The sequence below is a fragment of the Flavobacterium johnsoniae genome, from assembly GCF_030388325.1.
GTDB classification, from domain to species: Bacteria; Bacteroidota; Bacteroidia; order Flavobacteriales; family Flavobacteriaceae; genus Flavobacterium; species Flavobacterium johnsoniae_C.
On record NZ_CP103794.1, the window covers coordinates 4515048 to 4529473 of the forward strand.

Below are 14426 nucleotides of genomic sequence, written 5' to 3' on the forward strand. Positions count from 1 at the left end.
TTTATAATTGGAAATCTATTTTCAATAAAAACAAAAAACCACTCAAAATGAGTGGCTTTATTTAAATTTATATAAGAAATGCTTATAAATGATTTACATCATAAAAAACAAAGCTCTTTGAAGAACTTCAAGCTGTTTTTGCTGCATTTGTGACTTTCCGAAGGTTTTGTTGGATATTTTTGGAATTAAACTAGAAGATTTAAAATAGCTTCTTAAATCCTGAAAAATCTCAGTTTTACTTTTTGATGCATCAATCAAAATTAGATCTTTAATTTCTTCTATCATAGATAAACTATTGTAGAGATGTTTACTAAATAAACAAACCATAAAATTTGTATTTATTCCTTCTAACTCAAAGAAGTCCAATAGTTCAGAGTATTCGTAAACTACAAATACAGAATGATCGTAAGCATTTGACTTTTTTTCGTTTTCTAATAAAAATGAATCCTCAGAAAATTCAAATTCATCTTTAAATTTTCTTTTGAACATTTTTAAAAAAATCCCCTTATTATCACGAACCAGAACTCTTTCTTTATTGACCATCTCTTAAAACAAATTATATTTTAATGATAAACACCCCGTTATATATTCCGCGTATATTAATTATACCGGAATTTGATTATGAAAAAAACAAAGCTTTAGCTATTTTGAAAAATAGCAAAGCCTATAGTAATCTTAGTCTGAATTTTTACTAGAATAATGTAAAAAACCAAACGAATAGATTCTATAAAAAAATACCAAAAACAGAAGGGGCTATTATTTATCGCTAAAAGGGACTTTTATTGATACAAATCGAATAAAAGTGATTAGGCAACGTATAACAAGGAAAGAGTCTGCAGGATTAAAGATTTGCTAAAAAATCTAAAAAAAGAGACTAAAAATGGAAGATTTTGGAGAGCTTCGAATTAATGGGCGACAACTTTTGCACTACGACCAAATCTAAAAGGGATAAGCCCGATATTTTTCGAGCTAATTCCTTTTAGATTTAATCATAAAATCGTCTAAACTTTTGGATGTATTCTATTTTTACTCAATCAAAAAATGAGAGTAAAAATTCAAAAAGTAAATATTTTTTATTTCACTTCACTAAAAAGCACACTTATTAGATTTAACTTAATTAATAAGCGTACAAAGGAAAAATCTAAATATATACAGTCTTAAACACCAACATTGTAATTTTGAGTTTCTGACGGACTCAAAGTTTTCAATTTTTTGATTTTGTCATTCAATTTTAAAATTCGATCCAATTGTTTTTGTTGGATTGTGTATTTAGTATAATATTTATACCATTCTTTTCCGATAAAAAAGGTTGTAACAGAAACTCCTGTAAGTAAACCGATTAAGTAATTAGTTATGTCCATGATTCTATTAGTTTTATTAGTTTATTTTTTAAAGTTATTTTGAGTTTATTTTTAAGTTCATTATTTATTAAAAGGCGTTTTTATCTCCTTTTAAGGTTACAATTACAGTTAAGAAGCAAATTTTAATATCTTTTATTAAGCTCCATCGCTGAACATATTCAATATCTGTTGTTACGCGTCGTTTCATATCAGATACTTTTTTTGTTTCTCCGCGCAGACCCGAAACTTGAGCTAAACCTGTAATTCCAGGTTTAACAAAATGACGAACCATAAAATTATTGATGTGGTCGTTATAGTCTGACGTATGTTTAATCATGTGAGGACGAGGTCCTACTACACTCATATTTCCAATCAAAACATTAAAGAACTGCGGCATTTCATCTAAGCTTGTGCGACGGATAAACTTCCCTATCGGTGTTACCCTACTGTCGCCTTTTTGAGCTTGTTGCGCTTCATTTGCATTATTAACGTACATGCTTCTAAATTTATAACACCAAAAGCTCTGATTCTTTTTTCCGGTTCTCATTTGTTTGAATAAAACTGGTCCTGGACTTTGTTTTTTAATGATAATCGCCAACAAAGGATATAACCAAGACAAGACGAAAACAATAACCAAAATGCTGAAAACTAGATCAAATATTCTCTTTGCTAATCTGTTATATGCATTCTGCAAAGGTTCAAAACGAGGTTTTATAACATGAAAATTATTTAAATGGCTTGAGTTGAAATGCTTTTTTGAAATAGACGAAAAATCCGGCACAAATTTCAAACGCATACAATGTTTATCTCCTAGCTCAAAAAAATCATTCAGATCTGAAATAAAATCAGGTTTAGAAACAATGTATAATTCATTAATATTATCTCTCGATGCTTTATCAATTCCTGCACAAAGTGCTAAAGAAAAATCTTCATTGTTGGTGTATTCTTCAGATGAATTTTCATTTAGAATACCAACAAAATTGATAAAGAACGAATTGCTTTCTAGATGAGAGGCTAATTCAATACTTGTCTTATTAAAGCCCCAAATTGCAACTGTATATTGTCTAAAAACCCATCCTTTGATCTTTCCTATAACTAATGTGAAAAGAATTCTGGATAACAAAAAGTAAGACAATAAGAAGCTTAATTGGATCAAATTGGCTTTGGTTCCGAAGAAATACAAAACATCATCTTGAAAGATGAAAATGTATCCGTGCCATAAAACTCTTTGTGTAAAGAATGCACGCCAGCTGTTTCTAAAAAATTCATCTAAACTGAAAAGAACGTCTACTCTATATAATTGAAAATAAGTAACTGAGAACAACCAGCTTAGAATTGTAATAGGAATCATTTTATTTACAAATAAAGTATTCCAACCTACTTTCTCTTCAATCGCAAAATTCAAAAATATTATTGTGCCAAACACCATCGCAATCATATCGGCAATAGCACAACACATTATGAAGGTAAATTTATGTCTGTTTCGCATTTCTTATTTTTTTCAGTAAATTATAACTTAACGCTCCTGTAAAACTTCCTATAACTCCGTAAAAAACATCCATTAAATCTGGACTTCTTCTCTGAATTACAAACTGCCCTCCTTCGGCTACACACACTATTATGGCTGCAATAATTATATTTTGTATAAAACTTAAATTCTTGTTATAATTTATATCTGTTTGCCCTTTTTGATCTGCATATATTTCTAATAAAAAGCCAACAGCCACAAACGGAACAGCAGTACGCAAATTGTAATAATGATTACTCCAGTTCAAAAGCCATCTTGGCAAATAGGTTTCACTAGACAAACTTGGATCAGAGAGCCAAGAGAAGTAAAACACAACCCCGATAACTGTCAGCAATAGTATAAGAACTATTTTGTTAAACATTTTTTAGTTTTAAATTTTAGTAAATAAGCCGAAATTGGTCAAATAAAAGACTGATTTTAAGCTTCTTTTACTCTAAGCCCTTTTTTATACCAAGGCCTCTTTGCTTGTGCTTCTTGATACTTATATCCGTAACTTGCGCCATATCCGTATCCGTAAGCCGTTTTCATATTTACTCCGTTTATAAGAATACCTACATTTTTGAGCTGTTCTTTTTTAATTAAATTACTTGCCTGAACTAGATTACTCTTATCTGTATAATCATATTTTACAACGAATACCGTCACATCTGCCAAATGGCTAAAGTTTAATGTATCTGAAACAATTTGCACTGGCGCAGTATCCAGAATTATATAATCATAAATCTCTCTTGCTTCTTCAATCAATGTTTCGAAATTAGAATTGGTAATCAATTGCGAAGGATTTGGAGGCGTTTCACCAGCAAATAAAACATCTAGGCTTTCTGAAAAATTATTGTCTTTTTGCAAAAACTCTTTCCAATCATCTGTTTTATTAGCTAAGAAATCTGAAAGTCCAGAAGCTCTTCTATCGATACTAAAATAATCATGCAATTGAGGATTTCTTAAATCTACACCAATTAGCAATACTTTTTTATTCAGATTACTAATGGTGATTGCATTATGAAAAGCGCAGAAAGATTTTCCTTCTCCTTGAATTGCTGATGTATATAAAATGACGTTTCCTTTACTTTCTTTTTTTCTTGGTAATAAATAAGACACATTTGAAACTAAGGCTCGAGATGCTTCTGCAATCATAGAACGTGATGTAGCTGTATTGTCTAATTTGTCATTTGATTTAATTTGAGGAATATGTCCTAAAATCGGAATATTAGAAAGTACTTTCTCAATATCATCTTCATTGTGTATTTTAGTATCAAAATATAAACGCAAATATGTAATTCCGAATGGAAGCAATAAAGCAAACATAAATGAACCAAGCATAAATACTTTAGGTTGAGGAAAAATGGCAGAATAATTTGTTTCTGGCGCATTTAAAGTTTTTAAATTCGACTCTAAAATGGCACCATTTAAAACAGCTTCTTCTTTCTTTTGCAATAATGCTACATAAGTTTCTTCTTTCAAACTTAGGTTGCTATTAATGTTTCCTAAAACTTTATCTTGGGTTGGAATGCTTTTAACTTTTGCTTCAGCAATACTTTGCTCTGCTCTGTTAGCTCTGCTGTTTTGATTTAGAAAGTTCAAATAACCTTCAAGCGTATTTATCAATTCTTGTTTCTGAACTCGTAATTGTGTCATCAAACTAATATAAGCTGGATTGTTTTTTTGAGCTCTTTCTAAAATCATCTGACTGTCCATAATCTTTGCATTATAACTTATAAGCATCTGATTTACTGACTGAGAGTCCAAATTATAACCTGTTCCTAAAGTTTGAGTAGGAGCAGCTCGTTTAATATCATTTAAAGCAAAATTGGCAAGCGAAATTTGTTTTTCATTTTGCGAAGAACTTTCTTTTTTCTGAGTTCTATCTGCAGTTTGTTCAACAACATAATTGTCCATTACCGCAATGTCGTTGTTTTGTAAATATTTTTCTTTTACACTTTCGATCGAATCTTTCTCTTTTGTAAAGTTTTTGATTCTCTGATTTAAGTAAGAAACTGTATTTCTAAATACTTTTTGCTTGTTTAGAACAATACTTTTATCTAAAAGAACAATAATTTCGCTTAAAATTTTTCTTGAACGATCTGGACTTACGCTAACATGGCTAAGCTCTATAACTCCTTTTGCTTTTTCATCTGCTGCAACAAAAAGAGATTCTTTTAAATCTTTTAAAGCAATCGCTGTTGGTTGAATCACTACTTTATATTCATTTTCGAAATAAAGAGTTGGATTCTTTTTTGCTTTAGCCGATAATTGAATTTTAAATGGCAATCCTTCAACTTTTTCATTTGAAGCATATCCTTTTACATTGTACGTTTGTTCAGTCTGAGGATTTGTTACAGTAAAACCATCTCTAATTACTTTAATTTCGTAAGTAACTTCAGGAAGAGAATCTTTCGAAACAGTTGGTATTAAAGCAAAAGGCACTTCATTTACATTATTATTTTGAACCGTATATACTTTTTCGAAATAAGAGAAATTCAAATTTAATTTCTTTACAACATCCAATAAAAATTCATTCGAAGTAATTAATCTGATTTCGTCTTCCAAATTATCTTCACTACTTTTTTCAGCTGTACTAATTGTAATTATTTTAGTTTTATCTTCTTGCTTTTTGTCAAACAAAATAGTAGCCGAAGTTTCATATGTAGATGGCGTTATTTTAATAAAAATAAAAGCTGCACCCACAAATACTATCAAACTCAGTACGAACCAAGGCCAATATCTCAAATACTTTAAAAGTTCTTTTTTGAAATCCATAATTATTTAATTAAATACAGTTGCATTAATCACAACAGGTAGATTCTAATTCTGAAATACTTATATAATCTTTTTAAACACTTGCCTTTTTATTGGGCAATAACAATAATCAAAGCCGAAAGTGACGCTACAATTCCCAGCAATTGAATTGGATCTTTGATAAGTCCTCCACTATTAGCTTTTAGTTTATTTGGAGTTACCACAATTACATCATTTTGTCTGATTCTAAAATTTGGATTAGACATCCAAGAAGCTGTCGTAAGATCAATATGATATACTAAACGTTTTCCATCTACTTCTCGAATCAGTTTAATATCTTTTCGAATAGCTGAATAAGTTAAATCTCTTGCCATTCCTATTGCATCTAGCAAACTGATCGATTCTTCGCTAAAAGGAATTACGCCTGGTGCATTAACCTCTCCTAAAATGGTAAATTTGTTATTAAGCACTCGAACCTGTACAGTAGGATTTACCAAGTAATTCTCGTTTATTAAACGCTCTTTTATTTTAATTTCTGCGTTAGCTGGCGTTAATCCACCAACTTTAACTTCATTAAGAATAGGCATCATAATAGTTCCCTGCGGATTAACCAAATAACCTGACAATTTCATCATTTCAACTGAGTTTTGTGCGGTTGTAACTCCTGCACTCATGTTAAAAGGTGCCGCCACAACAGGGTTAAGATCACCAATGTCAATTTTTAAGATATCGTTAGGCTGAATTTTAGGCGATGTATAAGTTAGCGTTGAATTTGCATAACTATCCAAATCTTGCAAATACAGCATTTGTTTTCTGGTAGTACAAGACCCCAACATTAATAGCGATAAAATAAAAGGAAAGAAAAATTTCTTCATGTTAACGGTGTATATATTAATATTTTTTATCACTCTAGAATTATTGAACGATGTACTGTTTTAAAGCAAGACCTTTTTTAAGAAATACTGCTTGTGCTGCTGTTAATCCGTGATATTTATAGATTCTGTAGTCTTCATTTAAAACTTTTAATGCCGTTTTAAAACTCGTACTCATACCTCCCATTCTCATTTTAACGATATACTTATCGATGTAGCTCATTTTGATTTTATACTTGTATAAATAGCGAAGTAAAAATTCTGTATCTGAAGCTATTTTAAAATCAAGATTATACAACCCATGTTTATCAATTACACTCTTCTTCAAGTAAACAGTTGGATGCAAAGGCAACCAGCCTCCTTTTACTTTTTTAAGACTAAAAACGCCTCCAATTCTATCGCGAACTAAACGTTCATCAGAATCATTGGTTACGTAAACTCCATCACCATAAATGCCCTCAATACTTGAATCTGTATTAAAACGAGCAGCAATTCTCGAAATGGCTTTTGTATCGTAGAATTCATCATCAGAATGCATTAAACCAATTACGTCTCCAGTTGCCAATTTCAAACCTTTGTTTATGGCATCATACATACCTTTATCTGGTTCAGAAATATACTGGCTTATTCTGTCTTTGTAAGATTCTATAACCTTCTGTGTTCCGTCTTTAGAATTGCCATCAATGATGATGTATTCGATGTCGTGATAATTTTGAGACAACACACTTTTGATCGCTTTTTCTATAGTCGCTTTCCTGTTGTAACATACTGTGATAATAGTGATTCTCATAATAATTACATTTTAAAGTAAATGTTTTTCATAATTTCAAGGTAAAACTAAAACAAAAGAACGCCACTAGAAAAACTTCTCGACGAAGCGCCACAATCCTCGTTAAAACCCAAATTTTATACTATTGATGTCCTTAATAAGGAAATTGCAAAAAAGAAAAGAGTATAAAGTGATACTTCCGAATTTGTCGAAAGAAGTTTATTGATTTAACAATAACTTGTCGAAATAGTTAATTGTAGTAACTAAACCTTCTTTCAATTGAATCTTAGGTTCCCAACCACTTAATTTGCTTTTAGCCAAAGTAATATCTGGCTGTCTTTGCTTAGGATCGTCTTTTGGAAGTTCTAAATGAATGATTTTCGATTTAGAATTTGTTAATTCAATAACTGCTTGAGCAAGTTCAAGCATTGTAAACTCATTTGGATTACCCAAATTTACCGGACCAAGAAAAGCGGGATCAGAATTCATCATTCTAACCATTCCTTCCACTAAATCATCAACGTATTGAAAAGAGCGAGTTTGCAGTCCATCTCCAAAAATGGTAATATCTTTTCCTTGCAAAGCCTGCACGATAAAATTAGAAACTACTCGTCCGTCTGCAGGATTCATATTAGGACCGTAAGTGTTAAATATCCTGATGATTTTGATAGCCACTTTATTTTGATTGTGATAATCCATAAATAATGTTTCGGCACAACGTTTACCTTCATCATAACAAGAACGAATACCAATCGGGTTTACATGTCCCCAATAATGTTCTGGCTGAGGATGTACAAGTGGATCTCCATAAACTTCACTTGTACTAGCTTGCAAAACTTTCGCGTTTACACGTTTTGCCAATCCTAAAACATTAATTGCTCCCATTACAGAAGTTTTTATTGTTTTGATTGGATTATATTGGTAATGAACTGGAGATGCCGGACAAGCAAGATTGTAAATCTCATCAACCTCAGCATAATATGGCTCTGTTATATCGTGTCGAACCATTTCAAAATAAGGGTTATCCAACAGTTCTATGATATTAGATTTGGCTCCTGTGAAATAGTTATCTAAGCAAATTACTTCATTTCCTTCGTTTAGTAATCTTTTGCACAAATGTGAACCTACAAATCCAGCTCCACCAGTTATTAATATTCTTTTCATATTAATTTATATTGTTTTTTATTGAATTTACTTTGGTTTGAATTTGAAAAAAATAATGTGACTTAAAACGTGCCAAGTAAAATCCTTCTTTACCATCTAGAAATCCTAATTTTAAAAAATAGGCTCCAATAAAATAAACCGCAGGAAGCAAACCTGTATTTAAAAGACCGTATTTAATCTTTTGGTTAAATGAAAGAAGTTCGTTTTTAGATTTCTTTAATTGAAGATAACGTTGTGCTTCCCAAGAAGAATAGGCATTGTGTTTGGCTATATAATGTTCTAAGTTTTTAAAGTCTTTATGAACAACTTTAGATTTAATGACACCAACTTTTCCTTCTATAATAGGATGTTCATGAACCTCCATATCCAAATGGCTCCACAAATCTTCTTCGATTTTTTCGTAAGCTCCTTTAGATTTCTTAAAAAGAGCCGACTTTTGAAATCCGTAACCATATTTAAGTTTTCTTCCCATAAAATAGTTTTCAAACTGTATGGTAAATCCGTTATAATTTGGATCTAAGGTTTTTATTGCCACTTCATCAACAAATGCTTCTGTAACAAATTCGTCTGCATCCAAAAACAAAATCCATTCATGGCGAAGATTTCCGTTTTGAAGCGTCCAATTACGCTTTTTAGGAAATTTTCCATTCCATTCAAATTGTAATACTTCGGCTCCCTTTGCTTTTGCAATAGCTATAGTATCATCAGTGCTGCCAGAATCTACCACGATAATTTGATCAAATCGTTTTAATTTATCCAAACAAGAAGGTAAATTAAGTGCTTCGTTTTTAACAGAAACGACTACGGTAATTGGAATTTTATTCAAAGCTTCTAGATTTTATAAGTTTAGCGGGATTTCCGCCTACAATAGTATTTTTTTCTACGTTTTTTGTAACCAAACTTCCTGCACCAACAATAGCATTTTCTCCTATTGTTAATCCTGGCATTATAATGGCTCTTACCCCAATAAAAACACCTTTTTCTATCGTTATTTTTTTTGTAATCAAATTGAAAGCAGGATTATCAAAAGCATGTGTTCCCGTGCATAGATAAACTTCCTGACCTACTGTGGCATGCTCGAATATTTCTATAACTCCTAGTGAATAAGCATTGGCTCTATCTCCTAGACAAGCATGATCATGTAAAATCAAATTCCAAGGAATCTGAATTCTCGCTCTTTGATGCACAAATGGTTTTCCATAAATTTTGCATCCAAATAATTTCAGCCAGAACAATCTCCAGGCATTAGCAGGTTTGGGTGTCCAAACACAAAATAGTAACCAAACATATTCCCAAAGCAGCATTTTTACTCGCTTTGAAATTGTCCACGGCGAATCATAAGGCGAATTCTGACTGTATTCTATTGTAGTGCTATCCATTTAATATTGATTGAAAATCCTCGATAAACATTTTGGCAATTTTAACTGTAGAAAAATCATCAAAGACTTTTCTCCCATTCAAAGAAATTTTTTCACGAAGTTCTGTATCGGTCATCAATCTCGTAAGTTGTTGAGAAAGTTCCTGTACTTGATTACTGTTGCTTTGATTAAATCTCAAACAATTTACATCATCAAGTGCATATTCATTAAAACAATCGTGATTAGAGAGAACTGTTGCGCATCCGTAAGACATTGCTTCTCTTGGAGCTACAGGGCCTGCATCTCCAGTTCCATCTTGTATAGGGTAACAAAAAATTTTAGATTCAAAGTAGAATTTTGATAAGGCGTCTTGATCGTAAACAGATCCAATAAAATTAACATTCCCTTTTTTACTTTTCAAACTTTCATAATATGCTTCTCCGCCGCCGCCTTCTGCTGGATCCCAAGGACCAACAATATTTAAAGTCCAATTTTGAGCAATATGTTCTGGAATGCTGTTGAAAGCGTCAATTAAAACATGAACACCTTTTTCTTTATCCAAACGGCCAACGAATAAAATGCTGTTGTTTTTTTCAGTTTTAAAATCTTTTAATTGAAAAGGAACAGGGTTCGGAATGTAAGAGATTTTATCATGATCTTTAGGTTTAAGTTTTTCTTTTACTAAATCAAAAATCATTGGAGAACAAGCTCTAAACCTACTAGCATTTGAGTACAATTTCATTTGCCATTTAGGTCTTCTTTCTACGCTTACATAAACTTTACCTTTTCTTTTATTTCTAAAAAAAATAGGCAACCAAAAAGTATTCGATACGACAATATCACTATCTATGTGTTTTAGTGTTCGTAAAGTGTATATTAAATCGTAAAATTTTAAAACGATTAAACTTTTTGGCGTAGCAAAACCTTTAACACGAATATGTGAAACTCCATTTATAGTTTCTTCATTTTCAAATGATGGATAAGACCTGCTAATATGCGTAACTTCATGACCTAAACTAACAAACTCTTGTCCTAGTTTGTAGTATATTTTTTCGACTGCACCTCCTAATATTGGAGGAACTGGAATAAAAGCTCCTTGAACTATCGTAATTTTCATTTTTAAACCGTTTTATACAATTCAAGCATTTTTTTACCTACGTTTTTCATATCATATTTACTAATGACCAAATCTCTTCCATGTTTCCCCATCATTTCTAACAGCATTGTAGGTGAATTGAAAACTTTAAATAATGCTTTTTCTAAATTTGCAACCGACAAATCGATCCACCAGCCACATTTATGTATTTCTAAATCTTCCCAAGGTGTTCCGTGAGTTGTAATTACCGGAACTGCAACTGCAAGAGCTTCTGCTACAACAATTCCAAAATTTTCACTATGTGTAGGTAAAACCATTACATCTGCAGATCGAAGAAAATCCCATTTTTCTTCGCCATATTTTGCTCCAACAAAATGTACGTTTTTTAAATCCTGAGTACTTTGCAGAAGACTTTCTATATATTCTTGTTCACCACTTCCAGCAATTTCAAGCGTCCAGTCTTCAGTATTGCTTGTACGCCAAGCATCTAAAAGCAATTCGATTCCTTTTTTAGGATGGATTCGAGACATGAATATCATTTTTTTAGTTCCGTAATTTTCCTTGATTTTTTTCACATCTTTTAAGTGAATTCCATTTGGAATAATGTGAATTGGATTTTTAAAACCCAGCGCCTGAATATTTTCCGCCTCCATTTTTGCTGTTGCATGAAGACATATTGAGCGCTTAAGAGCCGTTTTTTGATATAACAATAATGCTATTTTTTTCTTTATCGGATTATGAGCCATAATCCAAGGCTCTAGCATACCATGTGGAGATACGATTACTTTTATTCCTAATTTTTGAGCTTCATTTTGAAAAACCCAATTTTGAGGAGTCCAAATACCATTAATGTGAACAATATCTGGAGCTTCATTTTTCAAAAAAATGCGATACTCATTAATTAAAGAAAACCAGCGAGATATTTTATTATTAAAAAATTTCACAGGAACTCCTTCTATCGAAATTGGATCTTTAGAAACGCCTGTTGCAATACTAAAAGTGGTATCCTCTTTTAGCTCTTTACTTAACAAACGAATATATTCTGTTGTTCCTCCGCCGCTCTTATCAATACTGGCTATGTAATGAATTACTTTCATATATCTTGTAAAATTTCTTTATAAATGGTTTCGATCGAATTGACGAAACCTTGAGCAGAAAACTCTTTTGAGCGCAAAATTGATTTTGATACAGCATCTTTACGTTCTTCTGGACTAAACTGAATTATTCTTTCTAATTCTTTAGCAGCAATCAATTTCCACTCTAATAATTTTTCTGAATCACTAGGTTTTTTTGGAATATAAAAACCTGCATCTGATGCAACTTCTTTCATCGGATCTTCATTTGTTGTAATAACCAAAGTGCCAGAAGCCATTGCTTCTACGATTGGCCATCCAAAACCTTCATATAAAGAAGGAAAAAGCATTACAGAAGCACCTTGATAAAACTGTTGCAATTGTACATCGTCAATATTATTTATAAAATAAATTGATTCTGAAGCGATCGAATTTTCCTTAAAAGCAATCATCTCTTCAGTCGGATTTTCTCCAGCCAAAATCAAGGGCAATTCTATTTTAAAATCGTTAGCCCATTGATCGTAAATTTGTAAAACTCCTAATTTGTTTTTATAAAAAGCATTACCGCCAACATGCAAAACATATCCTTTAGATAAATCGATGTTATGTTTTTGGGACAATTTTTCTCTAATAAATGAACAATCTTTTGCGGGTTCAAAATTCTGATTCATACCGTTGTAGACTACTTTAGAAACTACGGGTTTTCTGTTTAATAAAGAATGCAGATCAATTTGAGTTTTTTTAGAAATCGATATAAAATTTTTCGCTTTACTATAACCTAAAAAAATAAACTTTTGGTAATACTTTCCGCTTAATCCTGTTTTATTTTCTTGCAATAAACCAAAAGCCGATTGTTGGGCTAAAAAGTCATGGCAATGCACTACATGAAATCTTTTTTTTACTAATGGAACCCAAGGACCTAGCGCATTATCAGAAAAAACAAAAAGTGTTTCTTTATTATAATTAAGTAATCTGAATTTTACTTGGATTGGAAAAACAATATACTGATCCAGATAACCAAGCCATTTTTCAAGAAACGGTTTCTTAAACGAAAGTTTAAAAAAGAATGCTTTTGGGCTCCATACTGTTAGCTCATGCCCTTTTTCTTTCATCCCAGCAATTATCATTTGAGCAAATCGAGGCATGCTTTTGTGTCCTAAAAAAGAAGGATGAGTAAATAATACTATTTTCATCTATCTTGACTCAAATTCATTTTTAAACTTGCTACTAAAAGACCAACCGTAAGAACAGCACAGCCTAACATACTTGGTTGAGCCCATTGTCCGAGAACAATTAAATATAAAGCTGTACCACAAAACGTTAGTGGTAATAATCTATCTTCTTGCGGTAATCTTATTGACTTGACAAATAAGCTAATTGCCAGAACCAATCTTAAAAAAATAAGTCCGCCACCTAAAATAAGTCCTTGTTCACCACCTACTCTACCCAGTTCATCTTCAGCAATTAAGAAAGTATTACTTCCTGAAAGCATTTGTGCACCCGCATTGGTTCCCATTCCTAATTTACCCACAAAAAAGGGCATTTTTAGTAAATTTGCTATTGGTCTCACAAAATCTCCCACAACTCTCGAGAAAAAAGATTGTTCGAAACCACCGCTTTGACCGCTGGCAGTATCTACTCTACTCATAAAGACTTCTGTTCCTAAATTAAAAATTGTTGTAGTATTTTGTAAAATGAAAAATAACACGAATAGTATCAAAATAGTAAATGCCACTTTCAGTAATTTTTTCACACTTGTCGCAGAACCGATAAAAGCAAAAACTCCTACTAATGCAACTCCTCCAACGGCTGTTCTACTTACTGTTAAGGGTAAACTAAATATCAAAGCCAGCGTACTTGCATACAATAGAATCTTAGAAACACGCTCTTTCGATAACCAAAAATAAAACACATAAACAGAAACCATAATATAAAAGGAAGCCAATCCTGTTATGAAAGAAAAAGTTCCTGGTGGTCTGAAATATCCCATTGCACCAGAAAAACCAGCGCTTCCTTCTCCACCTAAACCTCTATTGATAAAGGCTGTCTGTGGGCTAATAAATTGTAAATAGACAATTAATGTCATTATTATGTTTGCGACTAGCAAAGCATGTCCCATCTTGAGAACATCCTGTTTGGTAAAAATTGATCCGATAATAAAAATTAATGGAAAATGAACCAGCATTATTCGAGCGCCATATATTCCGACAAATAAATTACCGTGACCAAAAGTAAGCGTAACAATTAGAGCCAAAAGTGTAATAATGTATGCAAAAACTACATATCCGTTAAAGAATTTCACATTTAAACTAATTGCTTTAATGATGATGAAAATTGCAATAGGATCTCGCACAATTAGTAATGGTGTTGCCAAACTTGGCAAAACCCATTTACGCAAAGCACCTTCAAAAATCCATAAGAAAAAATACAGCCAAATTGCTATTTTTATCGAATTAAATTTTTCAATATCAGTAATATTTTCTTTCATTT

Annotated in this window: 14 protein-coding genes; all 14 read right to left on the minus strand. The window is 31.8% G+C overall.

Annotated features, from left to right (window positions below; all coding sequences use genetic code 11):
• Positions 1–93: 93 nt before the first annotated feature.
• The 14 genes from NYQ10_RS19125 to NYQ10_RS19190 all read right to left on the minus strand — a co-directional run bounded on the left by NYQ10_RS19125 (position 94) and on the right by NYQ10_RS19190 (position 14424).
• Entirely contained in the window at positions 94–543 is a 450-nt protein-coding gene (locus NYQ10_RS19125) for a hypothetical protein (protein WP_289877825.1), read from the minus strand.
• A gap of 614 nt (positions 544–1157) precedes the next feature.
• Positions 1158–1361, minus strand: coding sequence for a hypothetical protein (locus tag NYQ10_RS19130; RefSeq protein WP_184162437.1), 204 nt, complete (start codon positions 1359–1361; stop codon positions 1158–1160).
• A gap of 67 nt (positions 1362–1428) precedes the next feature.
• Complete coding sequence (locus tag NYQ10_RS19135; protein WP_289877826.1) at positions 1429–2829, minus strand: exopolysaccharide biosynthesis polyprenyl glycosylphosphotransferase; 1401 nt, start codon at positions 2827–2829, stop codon at positions 1429–1431.
• Entirely contained in the window at positions 2813–3229 is a 417-nt protein-coding gene (locus NYQ10_RS19140) for a VanZ family protein (protein WP_289877827.1), read from the minus strand. Before NYQ10_RS19140 ends, NYQ10_RS19135 begins: the two co-directional genes overlap by 17 nt.
• A gap of 56 nt (positions 3230–3285) precedes the next feature.
• Positions 3286–5625, minus strand: coding sequence for an exopolysaccharide transport family protein (locus NYQ10_RS19145; protein WP_289877828.1), 2340 nt, complete (start codon positions 5623–5625; stop codon positions 3286–3288).
• A gap of 89 nt (positions 5626–5714) precedes the next feature.
• Positions 5715–6479 carry a polysaccharide biosynthesis/export family protein gene (locus NYQ10_RS19150; protein ID WP_289877829.1) on the minus strand — a complete coding sequence of 255 codons (765 nt, stop codon included), beginning with the start codon at positions 6477–6479 and terminating at the stop codon, positions 5715–5717.
• A 40-nt stretch (positions 6480–6519) separates the two neighbouring features.
• Positions 6520–7266 carry a glycosyltransferase family 2 protein gene (locus NYQ10_RS19155; protein ID WP_289877830.1) on the minus strand — a complete coding sequence of 249 codons (747 nt, stop codon included), beginning with the start codon at positions 7264–7266 and terminating at the stop codon, positions 6520–6522.
• A gap of 198 nt (positions 7267–7464) precedes the next feature.
• Positions 7465–8409 carry a UDP-glucuronic acid decarboxylase family protein gene (locus tag NYQ10_RS19160; RefSeq protein WP_289877831.1) on the minus strand — a complete coding sequence of 315 codons (945 nt, stop codon included), beginning with the start codon at positions 8407–8409 and terminating at the stop codon, positions 7465–7467.
• Position 8410: 1 nt separating this feature from the next.
• Complete coding sequence (locus NYQ10_RS19165; protein ID WP_289877832.1) at positions 8411–9235, minus strand: glycosyltransferase family 2 protein; 825 nt, start codon at positions 9233–9235, stop codon at positions 8411–8413.
• The gene (locus NYQ10_RS19170) at positions 9228–9788 is read right to left on the minus strand and encodes a DapH/DapD/GlmU-related protein (protein WP_289877833.1); all 561 of its coding nucleotides are present in this window, start codon (positions 9786–9788) and stop codon (positions 9228–9230) included. The genes NYQ10_RS19165 and NYQ10_RS19170 overlap by 8 nt, the downstream gene beginning before the upstream one ends.
• A complete protein-coding gene (locus tag NYQ10_RS19175; RefSeq protein WP_289877835.1) occupies positions 9781–10884 on the minus strand; it encodes a glycosyltransferase family 4 protein in 1104 nt (367 codons plus the stop codon). The genes NYQ10_RS19170 and NYQ10_RS19175 overlap by 8 nt, the downstream gene beginning before the upstream one ends.
• A 2-nt stretch (positions 10885–10886) precedes the next feature.
• Positions 10887–11960: a glycosyltransferase gene (locus NYQ10_RS19180; protein ID WP_289877836.1), complete on the minus strand. Its 1074-nt coding sequence runs from the start codon at positions 11958–11960 to the stop codon at positions 10887–10889.
• A complete protein-coding gene (locus NYQ10_RS19185; protein ID WP_289877837.1) occupies positions 11957–13129 on the minus strand; it encodes a glycosyltransferase in 1173 nt (390 codons plus the stop codon). The genes NYQ10_RS19180 and NYQ10_RS19185 overlap by 4 nt, the downstream gene beginning before the upstream one ends.
• A complete protein-coding gene (locus NYQ10_RS19190; protein ID WP_289877838.1) occupies positions 13126–14424 on the minus strand; it encodes a hypothetical protein in 1299 nt (432 codons plus the stop codon). The genes NYQ10_RS19185 and NYQ10_RS19190 overlap by 4 nt, the downstream gene beginning before the upstream one ends.
• Positions 14425–14426: the final 2 nt, after the last annotated feature.

What these genes read in the sequence shown, in the direction of transcription:
- NYQ10_RS19130 (WP_184162437.1), bottom strand. Translation starts at nt 1,361, where the DNA reads ATGGACATAACTAATTACTTAATCGGTTTACTTACAGGAGTTTCTGTT.
- NYQ10_RS19170 (WP_289877833.1), bottom strand. Translation starts at nt 9,788, where the DNA reads ATGGATAGCACTACAATAGAATACAGTCAGAATTCGCCTTATGATTCG.
- NYQ10_RS19155 (WP_289877830.1), bottom strand. Translation starts at nt 7,266, where the DNA reads ATGAGAATCACTATTATCACAGTATGTTACAACAGGAAAGCGACTATA.
- NYQ10_RS19150 (WP_289877829.1), bottom strand. Translation starts at nt 6,479, where the DNA reads ATGAAGAAATTTTTCTTTCCTTTTATTTTATCGCTATTAATGTTGGGG.
- NYQ10_RS19180 (WP_289877836.1), bottom strand. Translation starts at nt 11,960, where the DNA reads ATGAAAGTAATTCATTACATAGCCAGTATTGATAAGAGCGGCGGAGGA.
- NYQ10_RS19190 (WP_289877838.1), bottom strand. Translation starts at nt 14,424, where the DNA reads ATGAAAGAAAATATTACTGATATTGAAAAATTTAATTCGATAAAAATA.
- NYQ10_RS19145 (WP_289877828.1), bottom strand. Translation starts at nt 5,625, where the DNA reads ATGGATTTCAAAAAAGAACTTTTAAAGTATTTGAGATATTGGCCTTGG.
- NYQ10_RS19140 (WP_289877827.1), bottom strand. Translation starts at nt 3,229, where the DNA reads ATGTTTAACAAAATAGTTCTTATACTATTGCTGACAGTTATCGGGGTT.
- NYQ10_RS19135 (WP_289877826.1), bottom strand. Translation starts at nt 2,829, where the DNA reads ATGCGAAACAGACATAAATTTACCTTCATAATGTGTTGTGCTATTGCC.
- NYQ10_RS19160 (WP_289877831.1), bottom strand. Translation starts at nt 8,409, where the DNA reads ATGAAAAGAATATTAATAACTGGTGGAGCTGGATTTGTAGGTTCACAT.
- NYQ10_RS19185 (WP_289877837.1), bottom strand. Translation starts at nt 13,129, where the DNA reads ATGAAAATAGTATTATTTACTCATCCTTCTTTTTTAGGACACAAAAGC.
- NYQ10_RS19175 (WP_289877835.1), bottom strand. Translation starts at nt 10,884, where the DNA reads ATGAAAATTACGATAGTTCAAGGAGCTTTTATTCCAGTTCCTCCAATA.
- NYQ10_RS19125 (WP_289877825.1), bottom strand. Translation starts at nt 543, where the DNA reads ATGGTCAATAAAGAAAGAGTTCTGGTTCGTGATAATAAGGGGATTTTT.